Here is a 17,575-nt window from a genome sequence, read left to right as displayed (position 1 = left end):
AGCTCTGCCCAGTGAGTATGCTCGTTAATCACAATGTGTCTCCATATAGTATTTGAAGATCTGATCATGAGATTGAGGTTTAGTTCAAAAAAAACCCCGCTAATTTCTTAGCAGGGATTTGTGTATAAGAGACAGCTAATCTAGCGGATTTTTCTTTATAGGGCATCGTATTATGTAGTTTGAGCAATCTTAAGTGTCGCAGCTACTGGCACTCACTTAATAAGCAAAAGCGCTCAATCCATTGATAGGTAATTTGCCTAAAGGGGTTATTAGAGAGGAAGTCCTATGCCCCAAGTTATGGCAGCATAGGCAAAGAGAATTCTAAGCTTCAGCGACAAAAATTGCGCGTAATGGAGCTGGGTAACCTTCAATTGTTTTTGATGGGTCTTGAGGGTCTAAGAAATCTGCTAATGACTCTGTTTCCATCCACTCAGTTTTACGCTGCTCGTCAAGCGAAGTCACATCTTTATTGACTACGCGGACATTCTTAAATCCTACGCGCTCTAACCATAGTTTCAGGGCGTCACAGCTTGGTATATACCAAACATTGCGCATTTTCGCATAGCGGTCTGTAGGTACTAAAACGGTATTCACATCACCTTCAATAACCAATGTTTCGAGCACGAGCTCACCGCCTTTGCGAAGTTGTGCACGTAATTGACTTAAAAAGTCGATAGGTGAGCGACGATGGTAAAGTACACCCATTGAGAAAACGGTGTCGAAAGCTTTTAATTCAGGCAATTGCTCAACGCCTAAAGGTAACAAATGCACGCTAGGAACTGGGTTGAAGTGTTTTATCGCTTGAAATTGGCTTAAAAACAAATCCGAAGGATCAATTCCTACGACAAACTCTGCACCTGCGCCTTTCATTCTCCATAGGTGATAACCCGAACCACAGCCAATGTCTAGTACTGTGCGGCCGTGTAGATCACTGATGTGGGGGAGTAGCCTGTCCCATTTCCAATCACTGCGCCATTCGGTATCAATATGAATGCCATGAATATGGAATGGACCTTTGCGCCAAGGCATCATTCGCTTTAATAAATGATTTAATTGTTTTTTATGACCTACAGACAATTCGTCGCTGGAGCTGAACTCTACGCGATCTTCAATGTTAATTTGGTCGGTATTGATCTCAGGTAGATTCTTCAACACCTTTTCCCATTTAGGCCAATCACCATGCTGCGCTTCATTTTGCCAATGGGTCAATTGAGCAGGCAGCGTATCGAGCCAGTGACTCAATTGCGTTTTGGCGATAGCGGCATAAAAGTCAGTAAACCAAGCGTTCATAATGTCCTCGTTATTTAATAGCAATCATTGAGCAAAAGTTAAAGCATTGGTACCACACTTGTGTGTTCGAAAAGCCAACAGTGCTTAACCGGTCTAAATGTGTGCTCAGTGCATCTGTACGCATAATGTTTTCAATGGCAGTTCGCTTTTGACTGATTTCAAGCTCTGAGTAGCCATTTTGACGTTTGAAGTCGTGATGCAAATCAACCAATAGATTGTCTCTTATGTCATTTTCGCCTTTAATCTTCTCTGAGAGCAGCAGGGCACCACCCGGTTTAAGGCCAGCATATATTTTTTCTAGCACAGCCTGTCTTTGATCTTGTGGAATAAACTGCAAGGTAAAGTTCATGGCAACGACACTGGCATTTTCAATGTTTACATCATTGATATCACCAAGTTGCACGTCTACCGGTACGTCTGACCTAAAGCCTTTTAAATGCAGCTGACAACGTTCAACCATTGGTGCTGAGTTATCAATAGCAATGATTTGGCAGTTTTCTTTGTTGATATTTCGTCTCATACTCAGAGTTACTGCACCCAAAGAGCACCCTAGGTCATATAGGTTGGAATTACTTTGTGCAAATTGGCCAGCCAACTTTCCCATGTTGTTGACCATTGTGGCGTAACCGGGAACGGAACGCTGTATCATATCTGGAAACACTTCGACCACATTTTCGTCGAAGGTGAAGTCCTTAACTTTTTGCTCTGTGGCATAAATACTGTCTTTGCCAGTCACATTACTACTCTCATACAAAAATAATCTCGCTATTTTAGCATTTTATACTGGATAGTCAGTGATAAATTGAGTAGCTTGGCTACTATTAGTCATAAGAAGTAAAAAATGAGATAAGAAATGGCGAAAAATAAAGTGGTCAGCACAGAAGATATCCTATCAACATTATGTCACTCGGTTACAGAAGTTTTGTCTTCTGCAAGTGGCAATCAAATCGCTTTTTCGGCGATGGTACAAAAAATTACACGTACCTGTATGAGACCTGATATCGGTTGCTTTGTGTTGTTTGATGGCGGTTTTACTGGATTGGTTGTAACTAACTTTACAGCGCAAGCAGCGATGGAAGTCTATCAAGATTATATGCGTAATATGGGCATGCCTGAAAGTGAAATAGCGCAAAGTCATTTGTCGGATGATGTATCAAATGTACTAGGTGAGTTGATGAACCAAATTGTAGGTGATTTCACAAGCAAAGTACGAGAGCAGCTGCATACGTCTATTACTCAAAACCAACCTAAGATGATGGCAATCAACAAGCAAGTACAAATTTCTGTTGATACAACAATGGACCGACCTCAAGCAAGGCGTGTCACCTTCACAACGCAAGGTCAAAACATTTTCTATCTAGAGCTTGCCATGGATAAAACAGAGTTTATCAAGTTACATGACTTTGATATTTCTGAAGCTGTTGACCCGGATGACATTATCGCGAAACAAAATACGACATCGGCAAAAGCAAAGGCGGAAAAGCCAGCTGACACGCAAGAAGACTCGGCTGATGATGACTTTATGGCCGAATTGGGTCTGTAGCTAAATCTAAGATTAGCTATGCTCCTACACAGCATGGCTTTAAACTCATTCGTTTAAGCTATTGTCTGTTGCCGATTCAAGTAGGTCGTAGGCCTCTGAGAATTGAAAGCGAGAGACCATAACTTTTAACTCGTTGATTGTTTCTAAGTCTAGAGGCTCGTTTACCTCTAATTGCTCTACTAGTTCCGTCGCCTTCGAATCATATTCCTTCAAAGCTGTTGCAAAATCACTCAAAGAACAATGGTATGGTGCCACTTCAGGTGCGACTTTAATGCTTTTAATAACGGATACTTTTTGTTTGGTTGTCTGAAGGTGTGTTAAAAGCGTGTCGAGCATATCTACGTTAACATTGTCTTCCTTGATTTGTTGCTCTAGTTCTTCTGTTAAATCAGCTAGGTATGTCATTGACAGATTCGCGCCTGCACCTTTGACTGCATGCAGAATATGCAGTGCCAGTTCGTAATTGCCAATTTCAATGGCTTGTTTTAGGTTAATAATCTCTTCGATTTGCTCAAAAACAAACTTTTCAAGCAATTTGTAGTATATCTCTTCGTTACTGGCTGCGCGCCTAATACCCTCGACAACGTCAATACCAACCAATTCGATATCCTCTTTTGTGTTTGGTATTTCAGGAGCAGGAGAAGGGTCTTGGTAGGCGTGTGATTCAGGCGGGGTGTGACAGGTTACCTCTATAATCGCTTCTATTAGCCCCTCGACATCAATTGGCTTTGCGACATGACCGTTCATACCTGCGTTTAGACAGAGTTGAATATCAGGCCCCATCGCATTTGCCGTCATAGCCAATATAGGAAGTGTTTCAGGCGAAATGGACTCTCGTATCAGCTTAGTTGCCTGTATCCCGTCCATTACTGGCATTTGCATATCCATTAGCACGACATCAAATTGGTTATTAGTGACCTGTTGAATAGCTATTTCGCCGTTGTTGGCCACATTAACCTGTGCGCCGTGGAATGAAAGTATTTCAACGGCGATTTCTTGATTCACAGGTTGATCCTCAGCAACAAGGACATGGATGCCATTTAAACGTTTGTCAGGAATCTGCGCTGGGTGATGTGCTTTTGAACTCGGAGCAGATATGAAAGATGCTTGTAAACAATCCACCAAATTAGAAGGGTTTAGCGGTTTAAGTAACATGCTGTCAAACAGGGTTTTTTGTGCATCATTTAACGCGATATCATGGCCATGCGCGGTCACTAGCACAAAATGGCTCTTTATCCCGAGCGACTTTAGTTGCTTAACGGTTTCTAGCCCGTCTATATCAGGCATAAACCAGTCAATAAATATGATGTCGAACTTCTGACTCTGCTGCTGCAAATCTTTTATACAAGCACTGCCACTTGGAAAAGCGGTGGTTTTCAAGCCAAGACCTTCTAACATCTCAATAAGAATGTCTCTTGCATCCTCACTGTCATCAACAATGCACGCGTGCTTGCCTGTGAACTTATTTGAGTCTTGTAATAAAGTGGAAGCGTGATTATTGATGGTTAATGGTAGAGTGAAGTAGAACTCAGAACCTTTATCAGGTTCACTTTCTACAAAAATCTCTCCCCCGAGGAGCTTCACAAGTTGCTGAGATATTGTTAGCCCAAGGCCCGTACCACCATATTTTCTTGTTGTTGATGTATCTGCTTGCGAAAATGATTGAAAGAGCTTTTTCTGCTGTTCTTGATTCATGCCAATACCGGTGTCTTTCACAGAAAAGGTGAGTTTTGCCAGTTCGTCCTCTAAGCCCAGCATTGATATTGAGACTGATACACAGCCTTTCTCTGTGAATTTAACGGCATTTCCCGCCAAGTTGATAAGGACTTGCGATATTCTAAGCGGATCACCTAAATAATTAATAGGTAAATCGGTAGGTACGTTAAAAATAAACTCTAATTGTTTTTCTTGAGCTTTGATGCCAACAATTGTTGCCACGTTGTCGAGTACTTTGTCTAATTGAAAGGGAATGTACTCGATATCAATCTTACCAGCCTCAATTTTAGAAAAGTCTAAAATGTCATTGATTAATTTCAATAGTTGCTTTGCTGCGTAGTCAATTTTAGTTATGTATCCTTCTTGCTGAGCCGACAAATCAGTATTGAGTGCGAGGTGGGACATACCAATGATGGCATTCATTGGCGAGCGTATTTCATGGCTCATGTTTGCTAAAAACTCACCTTTTACCTGAGCATTTTTATCGGCTTCGTCTTTGGCTTTCAACATTTGACGTTCAAGTTCGTTACGTTCGGTCACATCTAAAAATGTACCAACAACTCCGCCTACTTCACCCAAACTATCAAAAAAAGGTGCTTCATAAACCACGAGCTCTCGCATTTCTTTTAGGCTGTTCTCCATTGATAAAGAGAAGGAGTGGGCTTCTTTTTGCTCGATAGTGTGCTTTGATTTCGACTCAAGGTAGGTGGCTGTCTGCATGTCAAAAACTTGATGTAAATGAGAATCAGAAACCTCAACTTCAAATTTGTCGATGAAGGCTAAGAAAGCCCGATTAACGCCCATAAAGATACCTTGTTTATCTCTATAGTAGGTTGGATTTGGTATGGCATTAATTATATGTAACGTGAGTTCCAAATGTGCAGCCAATGCATTTTCAGCTTCTATTTGTTTCTGCGTATTCTCACTCAGTCTCAGTTGTATACTTAAATCTTCAGAAAGTAGGTTTAGGCAGTGTAGCTGTGCTTCGCTTATCGGGCTTGTTAAAGCGACAACGGTGACGCCGGCTAACTCCTCATTTATTACTAAGGGCAAATACAGCACAGAGTGAAGAGCTAATGACAATTCATTTTTTGTAAGCATGGCTTGTGCTTTTTGGCTCAAAAAAGTTTGGATTGTTTTTTCTGATATGAGCCTTTGAATTTGCGAAGAAGATTCATCAAAAAAAGCGGGAAACCCTACACAGACTTGTTCTATAAACTCGTTGTTGTTATAGCTGTATATCGCAACGCTTGGCGCGTTAAAATTGTGAGCTAAAAAATTGGCTGTTGTGACTCTCATATCTTCGGGGTCAACGCAGTGTCTCACTTCACGTCCAAATGCATGTCTAATTTTGGCTATGTCTGCACGTTCATCCAAGCTTTGGTATGTGAGTGAGACGGCTTCAACAACGTCTGCAACTTCACCTTGTAGCCCTTTTGGTAAAGACACACCTCCTTGGGTTGGATTATTGATACAAAAAGCTTGGTGTAGAACATTGAATGGTGTTACCAAGCGCCTAGCTAAATAAAAATAAGCAGCGACTCCGATAAAAAGCAGGGAAACTAGGATAGAAGATAAGGACACTAATAACCTACCTTGTATAGCGTCAATTTGATTTTGCGTAATTATTATTTGCTGGTCGGTTTGATCCAAAGCCCGAAAAATAGCGTCAATACTGGAGCGATTAGCATTTTCAAATGCCTCTGTTTCTAAGTCGTATCTCGCCTGGTTAAGATCTCTGACCAGTGCTTCTTCTGCGACGTTGTAGAGTAGGTTGTAGTTATTTACAGCATCAATGGTCGATTTAGTGCTAATACTAGGTTGAAGGTGAGGTTGTAAAGACTCGAACTGTATTCTTAGACTAATTAGCTCTGCACTTGCGAGGCTACGGCTTGCGCTGTCTTTTTTATCGTTATAATTACTGAGGCTAAAGAAAAGCTCAGCGCGCATAGATTGCAGGTTAACAAAGGCTTCATGTTGATTGTTAATTGAATTAAAGCGCTGCATGTATTTAGACATATTACCATGCCAGATTAATAGCGAGATAATCCCTGCGCTTAGCAAGATTAAGAGTATTACAAAAAACGAATGAAACATTGTTTTTGTTGACATAACTTACTTTCCAAAACTTTACTAATATTAACAATAGACCGCCGAGGGTAATTAACAAGCGAAGTGATTACAGACGGTAAAAACGGAAGAACCGTAAGGAGTGTTTACATGGCGAACATCCTAATTGTTGACGATGTCGCAGAAAATCTACAGATCCTTCAGCTTATACTACGTAATGAAGGGCATAAGGTTTATGCAGCTATCAGTGCTGAGATAGCATTAACCATTGTTGGTGAGCATTTGCCAGACTTAATCATCTCCGATATAAAAATGCCACAAATGAACGGATTGGAGTTTTGTAAAGAATTAAAAAAAGCAGAAAGTACGGCACAAATTCCTATCATTTTTGTCAGTGCCCAAAGCGATACAGACAATATAGTAGCGGCTTTAGAAGTAGGTGGTGTGGATTATATAACCAAGCCCTTTAAACCTGCTGAAGTAATCGCGAGGGTAAAAACCCAATTAAAACTGATTGAGGCCCACAAGTTGGCTGTTCGTCAGCATTTATCTCATGTAATGAACCAAATGGTAGTAGGTGTTGCTCACGAGATAAATACCCCATTGGGCACCGCAATAACAGCTGTGACACATTTTGATGACATTTTACACGAACTAAGAGGCGCATTTGACGGCCAAATACTAAGTGCAGAGCAATTGTCGGATGGACTTGTCGACTCTTTAGAAAGTGCAAGGCTATGTGAGAGAAGCTTAATAAGGGTTGCAAAGTTTGTAAAAATGCTCAAAGAGATTGCACAAGTGGAACGGCCAAGTAATCCACGAGAAATTAAAACGAGCGGTTTTTTCGAGGGTCTGAAAGAGCGCTGGCAGGATGAAACTGTGCATTTGAAAGTTTGCACATATACGAGCACGATAATCGCCGATGATGAAGTTTTATCGACTGTGCTGGATAATTTGATTGCCAATTCTTTGGCACATGGCAAGCTAGACAATTCAAAGCCCATTACAATTGAAGTGGAAGAGGCGGAACAAGCCACGCAAATCATTTATTATGATCATGGCCAAGGGTTGAAAAACTTAACTGTAGAAGAATTGCTGAAGCCTTTTGTAACAACAAAAAGAGGAAACGCGGGTCATGTTGGGTTGAGTGCGGCAGTTACGGCAAACTTAATCACCAATGCTCTAAACGGTAGCTATCAGATTTTTGAAAAGGAGCGCGGGCTAGAGTGGGTGATTCAAATACCTCTAGGAGCTGATTGATCTGTGTCAATGAACTAGACTAATCGACAATAGGGCGGACATAAGTCCTTATATGTGGCCTCGTATTTCACTAAGCTCGCCGAGCAAAGATTTTATATCTTTATTCTAAAGGTTAATTATAAATAATTCTTCTAATTAATGTTTTGAATTGAAGTCACGCAATTAAATTGGTGGAACCATTATGCAACAGCTACCTACAGTTGATTATAAGTCAGAAGCAGCAGCAAAAGAATTTGTTGAGTCTCTACGTAACACAGGTTTTGGTGTTTTAAAAAATCATCCAATTCCTAAAGAGTTAGTTGAGTCTATCTATAAAAACTGGCAAGAATTCTTCTACACAGAAGAAAAGCACGACTTCCTATTTGACAAGGACACTCAAGACGGCTATTTTCCACCGGAAGTTTCAGAAGTCGCTAAAGGCTTTACTGTAAAAGATATTAAGGAATATTTTCACGTTTATCCAAAAGGGCGCGTACCTGCTCAGCTAGAAGCTGAAATTAGAGAGTACTATCGCCTTGCAAATGAATTTGCTGCTGAGCTATTAAGTTGGGTTCAAGCAGAATCACCAAAAGATGTACGTGCAAAGTTTTCGATCGATCTAAAAGATATGATCCTAGACTCAGATCAAACGTTATTACGCGTTTTACATTACCCGCCAATGACTGGTGATGAAGAGCCGGGCGCAATACGCGCTGCAGCACATGGTGATATTAACTTGTTAACTGTACTTCCAGCTTCAAATGAACCAGGTTTACAAGTTCAAAAGGGTGACGGCAGTTGGTTAGATGTACCTTGTGATTTTGGTTCATTAATCATCAATATCGGTGACATGTTACAAGAAGCGTCAGGCGGCTATTTTCCGTCTACAATTCACAGAGTTATTAACCCAACGGGTAAAGCAAGCGATAAATCTCGCATTTCATTGCCTCTATTTTTACACCCTAAACCAGAGGTGGTTTTGTCAGAACGTTACACTGCTGATTCATACTTGCAAGAACGCCTTTGTGAATTAGGTGTTAAATAACCTGCTGATAAGTAATAAAAAAACGGTCTTTTATAGGCCGTTTTTTTATGCCGTTTTTTTTGATAAAATCGATTTTTCCTGACAATTAATTTAAAGTGTGCAATATTAGAATTTCTCAAACTGGGGAAAAATAATAAAAAACTTAATGACAACGCTGTCATTTATTGTGTAACATCAAATCAACATGACTGAATACTGTGTCGCGATGAAATTCGCGTTCATATCTTACTTCTTAGGGGTCGCTTAATGATGGCTAAACAGGTTGAACAAGACCAGTTGTATATAGGTATCGATGGAGGAGGGACAAAGTGTCGAGCCACCATCTACTCGATGAAAAACGGCGTTTTGGGCACTGGTCTTGGTGGGCCCGCTAATCCACTTCATGGTTTTGAGAGAACAATTGAATCGATCATGGTATCGACACAATTGGCGTTGCAGGATGCTGGGCTTAGAATAGAAGCAGTACATAACCTCTACGCAGGTCTAGGACTTGCTGGTGTAAATTTACCAACTCTCCATGACAAAATTATGAGATGGGACCACCCATTTAAGCAAATGTTCTTAACGACTGATTTGCATACTGCTTGTATCGGCGCTCATGAAGGTGGCGATGGAGCTGTTATCATTACAGGTACGGGTTCATGTGGATTTGCAATGGTTGATGGCGTTTCTGTTAATTATGGCGGCCATGGCTTTGCACAAGGCGATATGGGCAGTGGCGCTTGGATGGGTCTTGAAGCGGTAAAAGCGGCGCTATTAGGCATTGATAAGCTTGGCCCAGAGACTGTATTGAGTGAAACATTAAAGCAACACTTTAATACAACGACAGCGATGGGTATTGCTGAGCAAATGGCAGGTAAACCTTCTAGCAGCTATGCACAATTGGCGCGCTTTGTACTTGCGGCAGCAGAAGACCAAGATGAAGTTGCGCTTCAAATTGTTGAGTCGGGCGCTAAGTACATCAGTAATCTAGCGCACCGCTTGATGGAAAATAATCCACCACGGTTATCAATGATTGGTGGCTTGTCAGAGCCCCTACGTAAATGGCTTGACCCTGAAATTGCAAAGATTGTTGAAACTCCAAAGCAGCCGCCTGAGATGGGCGCAATTTTCTTTGCAATCCAAAGTGTTGAGCAGCAGTCAGAAAAGGCGGTTTAAGAATGAAAAAATATTTGGCGAGTCAATTCTTTGATGGGCACAAATTAAAGCAGAATGTCGAATTTCTGGTTGTTGATAGTAAAATTTCTTACGCGACACAAGCTTCAGACTTGCAAGCTGAAAGACTAGAAGGCTTGGTAGCCCCCGGTTTTATTGATGTTCAAGTTAACGGCGGTGGCGGTGGCTTTTTCAATGCTGAGCAATCGGTAGACTGCTTGAGAACAATCGTGTCGGCTCATGCAAAGTATGGTTCTACAGCGCTGATGCCAACATTGATTACCGATAAAATTGAGGTGATGGAACGCGCAGCGGATGCAACAGCAAAAGCTATTGCAGCCAGTGAACCTGGCGTGGTTGGTATCCATTTTGAAGGCCCTCATTTGTCTCACCCTAAAAAAGGGACGCACAGTGAGCAATTTATTCGTCCTATCTCTGAACAAGAGTTTGCCGTTTATGCAAGGCAAGACTTAGGCATTAAGATGGTAACGCTTGCTCCAGAAACCGTACCTCTGGCAGATATAAAAAGGCTTATTGACCTTGGTGTCAAAGTGAGTATTGGCCACTCAAATGCTGACTTTGAAACCACAATGGCGGCGTTGGAAGTCGGTGTTGACGGATTTACCCATTTATTCAACGCGATGTCGGCATACACGTCGAGAGAACCAGGAGTTGTTGGCGCAGCGTTATGGGAAGATTGTGCTTGGTGCGGTTTGATTGTAGATGGACATCATGTACACCCTGCATCGGCAAAACTGGCTATCCGCTCAAAACAACGTGGAAAAATCATGTTGGTAACAGATGCAATGCCACCGGTAGGCACAGATGATATGGAGTTCGACTTCTTCGACGGTCGCAAGGTTATTAGGACCGGTGACAGATTAAACTCTACAACTGGAGAGTTGGCGGGCAGTGTATTAGATATGGCAAGTGCAGTTAGAAACACTGTTAATACGCTTGATATTACACTTATTGAAGCGCTTAGAATGGCATCTTTGTATCCGGCTCAGTATTTAGGGCTAAGTAATAAAGGGCATTTGTTAGAGGGTGCTGATGCGGACTTTGTACTACTAAATAATAGCCAAGAAGTTTTATGTAACTTCATTGGTGGACAACAAATTTAAAAGTTCCCTGGGTAAAAACCCCCGCTGCAGTTTAGCGGGGATTTTTTGTTTTTACAGGAAAGGTATTGATGACGAATAAAAAACAAAGGTTGACCTCACTCGACGCTCTGCGCGGGATGGACATGTTTTGGATCTTAGGAGGCCAATCTATTTTTGCTGCTATGTTTGTGCTGACAGGCTGGCAGGGGTGGAAACTTTTTGAAGCACACACATTGCATAGCCCATGGCATGGTTTTACTTTTTATGATTTGATTTTCCCTTTGTTCATTTTCTTATCTGGTGTAGCGATGGGTCTTTCGCCCAAGCGGATTAATCACCTGCCGCTTAATGAGCGAATGCCATATTATCAAAAGGCTGTAAAACGGCTGTTGCTGCTATGTGGTTTAGGGGTAATGTATAACCACGGTTGGGGAACAGGTATTCCACTCGCTTTGGATGAAATACGTTACTCAAGTGTACTTGGACGAATAGCAATCGCTTGGTTCTTCTGCGCAATGCTGGTTTGGCACACAAGTTTAAGAACAACAGGGCTTGTAGCTGTAGGAATATTGGTAGGTTATTGGCTACTATTGAATTTCATCCCGGTGCCTGGTGGAAACGCTGGTGAGTTAGCAGCACCTGGTACAGGTAGCTGGAACGCATGGTTTGATCAAAACTTGCTGCCTGGTATTACTTATCAAAATAGGCCCGTTGACCCTGAAGGGATTTTATCGGGTGTACCGGCAATAGTGAACGCGATAGCAGGTGTATTTGCAGGTCAATTGATAGCAAAAGTAGATAAGCTTGGTCAGTGGAAAGTCGCAGGGTACTTATTTGCGGCAGGCGTTATGAGCGTAGCATTGGGTTGGCTATGGGATATACAGTTCCCGGTCAATAAGGAGCTATGGACTAGTTCGTTCGTACTTGTGACGATAGGATGGAGTGCAATTCTACTGGCGGTGTTTTATGCGCTTGTTGATATTTTGAATGGCCAGAAGTTTGCCTACCCATTTGTCATTATCGGTGCTAATTCAATCATTATTTATTTGGCATCTAGCTTAGTCAACTGGGAGTTTGTGAGCCTAAGTGTATTTGGTGGGTTTGTTAACGCTGTAGGGGCTAGCTGGCAACCGCTCATGTCTGTGATAGCACTGTTACTGGTACAGTTGCTTGTACTGCATTGGATGTATAAACGCAAAATATTCGTTAGTGTTTAATGAATAACAATCACCTAAAAAGCGGTTGATTAGAAGCAGCCGCTTTTATTGGCACAAAAAAAATACAAGTTTTTCTCACTTTTACTTTACAAAGCTCTTTTTTCTGATGATAATGACAGCGTTGTCATAATGGTAATAACCTAATACAGTGTATCCCAATTAGGTTTTGATCTGACCTTGTTTTGATTGCACGCGAAGCAAGGCTCAGATCCCATTTTTCTTATTTTTTCTCAACATTGAGCTTTAATATCATGCAAATAGTAATTCTAAAAAATGTTGCTGAAGTCGCTGCTTATGGTGCAGATATATTCGCAAATCAGTTAAACCGTAAAGCAGAATCGGTGTTGGGTTTGGCTACTGGTTCTACACCTGTGGCGCTATATCAAAATCTGATTGAAAAGAACCGCAGCGGAGAAATCAGTTTTAAAAACGCTGTCACTTTTAATCTAGATGAATACCTTGGCCTTGAGGGCAGTCACCCGCAAAGCTATCGATACTTCATGAATGAACAGTTGTTCAATCATGTTGATATTAATAAAGACCATACACATGTGCCTCCAGGTAATGCGAAAAACCCTGTAGAAGCATGCCAAGAGTACGAAGCGCAAATCGTTGCAGCGGGTGGCGTTGATGTCCAGCTGCTAGGTATTGGTCGCAATGGTCATATCGGATTCAATGAGCCTTCATCTGGCCTTACATCAAGAACGCGTGTTAAAACGCTAACAAAAGAAACGATTGACGATAATGCACGTTTTTTCTCCGCTGATGAGTATCAGCCGCATTTATCTATCACGATGGGTATAGGAACAATCCTTGATGCTAAGAAGGTTGTTTTGTTAGCGACTGGTGAAAACAAAGCAGAAGCAATCAAAGCGACTGTAGAAGGCCCTTTGACGGCGTCATGTCCAGCTTCTGCACTGCAGTTGCACCGTGATGCAGTGATTGTTATAGACGAAGCGGCAGCAAGCAAGTTAGAGAATATTGAGTTTTACAAGCACATTGAAGCTGAAAACCAAAAGCTTCAAGCACACCTTGCCTCTCTGTAGTGTGAGATCACACTGTAGTTTTAAAGCCCGAAAGGGCTTTTTTTTTGCCTGAACTATTGGCAAACCCGACGACTATTGTTAGCTTTTCTTCTTAGCAAGTAAGAGCAAAACAATCGGGTAATATTTATGCGATTATTAGGGCAATTAGGTAATTGCGCATATACCTCTCTTTTGTAGACACCTGCTAGTTTTAATAACAATAATGAAACTAAATTAAAAAGGACAAGCATTTGTTGTACTACACACAAATGACGCTAGATAGGGCGTCTGCACAGCGTAAAGACAAAAATTGGTTACTCACTCAATATGGTGAACGTAGCCGTTGGCTATTGATCCATAACGACCAAAATCTTTTTTCCCATGACCTGTCCGAATTAGCATTGTTACAACAGTCCCAGATAGAACAATTTGATAAAAATAAAGCAGTATTTTTAGGCAAAGACGATGAGTTTTCGTATTTTGCACTAGACGTATCAGGTCTTTTAATCGATGAATTACAAAAACACTTGAGCCTGTGCACAGACGACGGTCAAGACGGCGACTATAAATTTGCCGATATGAGAAAAGTCGGTCCGAGACTAGAGCAAGTTAGTGCTTCTATCGGGGTTTTAGCAAGAGGGCTATGTTACTGGCATAAAACTCACCGTTTTTGTGGCCGTTGCGGTAGTGAAAACTTCAGTGTTGAGGCTGGACATGCTCGCTTATGTACAAATAAAGAATGTAAGCATATGACATTCCCAAGAACAGATCCTGCGGTCATCATGTTAGTTAAGCACACTTTTTCCGATGGTGTAGAGCGATGTTTACTTGGTCGCCAAGAAACCTGGCCCGAAGGCGTATATTCAACTTTAGCTGGGTTTGTTGACCCCGGAGAAACGCTCGAACAGGCGGTTGCACGTGAAGTAGAAGAAGAGGCGGGTGTTAAAATTTCTGATGTGCAGTATTTAGCGTCACAGCCATGGCCATTTCCATCTTCATTAATGCTTGGTTTTATTGCAACAGCAGAGACAACAGATATTTTTGTAGAACAAGACGAACTCGAGCATGCGCAGTGGTTTTCTAGAGAGGAACTCGACAAATTTGCGCAGTGGGGAGATGACACGCCTGGCTACAAGCTTACAAGACCAGATTCAATATCACGTTTTTTAGTTGAGCATTGGCGTCAACTACCAGAAAAAGAGTAAACAATGAAAAAGAATACTAAGTTAGCGAGCGCTGGGCGCAAATCGCAATATACGCAAGGTGTAGTTAATCCAGTCGTTCAACGTGCGTCGACCGTTGTGTTTGACTCTGTCGCGGATATGCACGAAGCCATTAAAGAACGTGGCAATCGTACGCTATTTTATGGCCGTAGAGGAACCAATACACACTACGCGCTGCAAGATGCCATCACTGAGCTTGAAAATGGTGCTGGGTGCGCATTGTACCCAAGTGGTGCGGCAGCAATAAGCCAAAGTTTACTGTCATTTTTAAAGACAGGTGATCACATGTTGATGGTTGATACGGCTTATGAGCCGACCCGAGATCTGTGTGACAAAATATTAGCAGGACTTGGGATTTCAACAACATATTATGATCCAATGATTGGTGCTGGTATAAAAGATCTTATTCAAGAGAACACCAAAGTGCTATTTTTAGAGTCTCCTGGTTCAATCACCATGGAAGTTCAAGACGTACCTGCATTGGTTAAAGAGGCAAAGGCAAATGGCCTTATCACAATGCTAGATAATACCTATGGAAATGGCTGGCATTACAGACCGCTAGATCATGGCGTAGACATCAGTATCCAAGCCGCAACCAAATACATTGTAGGTCACTCAGATGTAATGATGGGCGTCGCCGTTGCTAGTGAGAAATACTGGCCAATTTTACGAGAAAACTCGTATCTTCTCGGCCAATGTACATCTGCAGATGATGCATATTTGGCATTGAGAGGGTTGCGTACAATGCCGGTTCGCCTGCAGCAACATGAGAAAAGTGCGCTTACGGTAGCTAACTGGCTTAGTGATCACCCACTTGTTGACCACGTTCGCCATCCAGCGCTACCTACGAACCCAGGACATGAGTTTTTTAAGCGAGATTTTGATGGCAGCAATGGTTTGTTCTCATTTGTTATGAAGTCCGGAAACCAAAAAGCAATCAACCGGTTTTTAGATAGTCTTCACCATTTCAAAATGGGCTTCTCTTGGGGTGGGTACGAGAGCTTGGTGACTGCAAGCCGCACAATGGCTGCATTGCGTACAACCACCGGTTGGGAACACGGGCCGATAATTCGTTTGCACATTGGGCTTGAAGATGTGGAAGATCTTATCGCAGACTTAGAGCAAGCGTTAAAGGTGTACGAGTCGCACGTTTAATTCAACAGAATAAAGGGAGCTTACGTGCTCCCTTTATTACTTATAGACTTTGAGCGTAATGGTAAAGCGCTTTTAAAATTGAGACTTTCTTTTCGTTCCCTTCATGCTCGTAAACGAGATTTTCGAGAGTGAGCATAAAATCCTGGGCATTGATAGACGGGTTGTCTTCACCATGCATAAGCTTACCCTGACAATACTTGCGCCAAGTTTCTAGCTCAGATTGAGATAAACTTTCAGGCCAGTTTCTTGCTCTATATCTAAACAATAAAGTATGAAACTTAGGGTCTTCAAAATCTAAAGATAAGCTACTTAACTCAACGGGTGAGGAATTGCGAACGATAGCGAGCTTAGCTTTATCAGCCTTACTTATAAAGCCATTATACAGTTGGTAGTCTGGGTTAGTTGTGTCACTAAAGTCTCTCTGATCTGCAAATACTTGAGATACCTTATCGCGTAATTCAGGGTGAGATTTTAAGAACTTTAGATGCTCTAAGCATCGCTCTCTGTCTATTCTCAAACGAGCTGCATTTTCAGGTAATAATGTTTTTGCAGGTGCTAGAATCGGGCACTTATTAATGTGAACGAGTTTTAAACCAATAGGAAGTTCGCCTTCTTCAAGCTCAGAGTGTTTTGTGTATAAACGAGCTCTTAGCTCCTCAACTGACAGATCCATCAACACACTTGGGTTATGTGTTAGGTTAAAGCATACAACTGCATTTTTATTGACCGGATGAAAGCTCATCGGTGCAATCCAAGTTGTACAACCCTGTGTAGCAGGAATTCGTGATGAAGTGTGTACTAAAGGCTGCATATTAAACACATCGACTAGTTCAGTTAATGCCTTTTTGGTACGTAAGTTAAAGAAAAACTGATATAGCTTTGGTTGCTTTTCTTTAATTAACTTAGCAAGCGCAATGGTTGCTGTAACATCGCTCAGAGCATCGTGCGCTGCACTGTGCTCTATGCCATTGGCAACGGTGAGTTCTTCAAGTCTAAAGCTTGGTGAACCATCTTCTTTCAAAGGCCATTCAATCCCTTCTGGGCGCAGTGCATAACAGGCACGCACAAGGTCAATAATATCCCAACGGCTATTGCCGTTTTGCCATTCGCGCTCATACGGGTCATAGAAATTACGATATAGGCTGTAACGGGTAACTTCATCATCAAATCGAATGCTATTGTAGCCAGCAACACATGTATTTGGCTTTATAAACTCAGCATGGATTTTAGCCATGAACTCGCTTTCAGATAGACCGTGTTTAAGCGCATGTTGCGGTGTGATACCTGTGATTAAACATGCCTCAGGATGTGGTAAATAATCTGGTGCCGGCTGGCAATATTCAATAAGAGGTTCACCAATAATATTTAAGTCATAGTCAGTCCGAATTCCAGCGAACTGGCTTGGCCTGTCTTTTTGAGGGCTTGCCCCCCAAGTCTCATAATCGTGCCAATAGATAGTTGGGATATTTTCAACATTTTCTTTTGTATGTAATTTATTGTTTTCTTTCATAAAGTCGTGAGCTATCTATTGTGCTTTAGTGATTGGTTTCTGACGCATGCATAGTAACACATCTGAAAAGTAGCTTCGATTCATAATCAACTAAGTGCAGTGGATTTCGGATTTGAGTAATGAATCGCCCCGGGTTTGCCAGAGGCTCAATAACTTGAGAAACTGGGACAAATGGGTTGATACGTCGATATTTCCCCAAAAAACAGATTTTTCGACTATAACTGATAATGAACTACAAGAAGTAGTATACAAAATTAACAGTCGCCCAAGAAAGATTTTAGATT

Annotated in this window: 13 protein-coding genes and 1 pseudogene; 10 read left to right on the top strand and 4 right to left on the bottom strand. The window is 41.7% G+C overall.

Annotated features, from left to right (window positions below):
• Positions 1-321: 321 nt before the first annotated feature.
• On the bottom strand, positions 322-1,290 hold the full coding sequence (gene cmoB, locus N482_RS21270) for a tRNA 5-methoxyuridine(34)/uridine 5-oxyacetic acid(34) synthase CmoB (RefSeq protein WP_063378978.1): 969 nt from the start codon (positions 1,288-1,290) through the stop codon (positions 322-324).
• A 10-nt stretch (positions 1,291-1,300) separates the two neighbouring features.
• Entirely contained in the window at positions 1,301-2,026 is a 726-nt protein-coding gene (gene cmoA / locus N482_RS21265) for a carboxy-S-adenosyl-L-methionine synthase CmoA (RefSeq protein WP_063378977.1), read from the bottom strand.
• Positions 2,027-2,143: 117 nt separating this feature from the next.
• Between cmoA and N482_RS21260 the strand changes: the two genes are divergently transcribed.
• Positions 2,144-2,833 carry a DUF3334 family protein gene (locus N482_RS21260; protein ID WP_063378976.1) on the top strand — a complete coding sequence of 230 codons (690 nt, stop codon included), beginning with the start codon at positions 2,144-2,146 and terminating at the stop codon, positions 2,831-2,833.
• Positions 2,834-2,878: 45 nt separating this feature from the next.
• Here N482_RS21260 and N482_RS21255 read toward each other — a convergent pair whose 3' ends face one another.
• Complete coding sequence (locus tag N482_RS21255; RefSeq protein WP_063378975.1) at positions 2,879-6,661, bottom strand: PAS domain-containing hybrid sensor histidine kinase/response regulator; 3,783 nt, start codon at positions 6,659-6,661, stop codon at positions 2,879-2,881.
• A gap of 108 nt (positions 6,662-6,769) precedes the next feature.
• On the opposite strand from N482_RS21255, the gene N482_RS21250 reads away from it, so the two are divergent.
• The 8 genes from N482_RS21250 (at position 6,770) to N482_RS21215 (ending at position 15,781) form a co-directional block, all read left to right on the top strand.
• On the top strand, positions 6,770-7,879 hold the full coding sequence (locus N482_RS21250) for a response regulator (protein ID WP_063378974.1): 1,110 nt from the start codon (positions 6,770-6,772) through the stop codon (positions 7,877-7,879).
• Positions 7,880-8,060: 181 nt separating this feature from the next.
• A complete protein-coding gene (locus N482_RS21245) occupies positions 8,061-8,903 on the top strand; it encodes an isopenicillin N synthase family dioxygenase (protein ID WP_063378973.1) in 843 nt (280 codons plus the stop codon).
• A 246-nt stretch (positions 8,904-9,149) separates the two neighbouring features.
• Positions 9,150-10,061, top strand: a complete 912-nt coding sequence (gene nagK, locus N482_RS21240) for an N-acetylglucosamine kinase (RefSeq protein ID WP_063378972.1) — start codon at positions 9,150-9,152, stop codon at positions 10,059-10,061.
• A 2-nt stretch (positions 10,062-10,063) separates the two neighbouring features.
• A complete protein-coding gene (gene nagA, locus N482_RS21235; protein ID WP_063378971.1) occupies positions 10,064-11,182 on the top strand; it encodes an N-acetylglucosamine-6-phosphate deacetylase in 1,119 nt (372 codons plus the stop codon).
• A 68-nt stretch (positions 11,183-11,250) separates the two neighbouring features.
• Positions 11,251-12,378 carry a transmembrane glucosamine N-acetyltransferase NagX gene (nagX, locus tag N482_RS21230; protein WP_063378970.1) on the top strand — a complete coding sequence of 376 codons (1,128 nt, stop codon included), beginning with the start codon at positions 11,251-11,253 and terminating at the stop codon, positions 12,376-12,378.
• Between the two features lie 251 nt (positions 12,379-12,629).
• Positions 12,630-13,424: a glucosamine-6-phosphate deaminase gene (gene nagB, locus N482_RS21225; protein ID WP_063378969.1), complete on the top strand. Its 795-nt coding sequence runs from the start codon at positions 12,630-12,632 to the stop codon at positions 13,422-13,424.
• A 248-nt stretch (positions 13,425-13,672) separates the two neighbouring features.
• Positions 13,673-14,608 (top strand): NAD(+) diphosphatase, encoded by a 936-nt coding sequence (gene nudC / locus N482_RS21220; protein WP_081228146.1) that lies wholly within the window; start codon positions 13,673-13,675, stop codon positions 14,606-14,608.
• 3 nt (positions 14,609-14,611) lie between these two features.
• Positions 14,612-15,781, top strand: a complete 1,170-nt coding sequence (locus N482_RS21215; RefSeq protein ID WP_063378967.1) for a cystathionine beta-lyase — start codon at positions 14,612-14,614, stop codon at positions 15,779-15,781.
• 40 nt (positions 15,782-15,821) lie between these two features.
• On the opposite strand, the gene sbcB is transcribed toward N482_RS21215, so the two are convergent.
• Positions 15,822-17,291, bottom strand: coding sequence for an exodeoxyribonuclease I (gene sbcB, locus N482_RS21210; RefSeq protein ID WP_063378966.1), 1,470 nt, complete (start codon positions 17,289-17,291; stop codon positions 15,822-15,824).
• 167 nt (positions 17,292-17,458) lie between these two features.
• On the opposite strand from sbcB, the pseudogene N482_RS26165 reads away from it, so the two are divergent.
• Positions 17,459-17,575, top strand: a pseudogene (locus tag N482_RS26165) (IS30 family transposase); the annotation flags it as partial.

The organism is Pseudoalteromonas luteoviolacea NCIMB 1942 (assembly GCF_001625595.1).
Lineage (GTDB): Bacteria > Pseudomonadota > Gammaproteobacteria > Enterobacterales > Alteromonadaceae > Pseudoalteromonas > Pseudoalteromonas luteoviolacea_A.
Note: the sequence above shows the minus strand (reverse complement) of the source record. Positions and strands in the feature narration are given on the sequence as shown.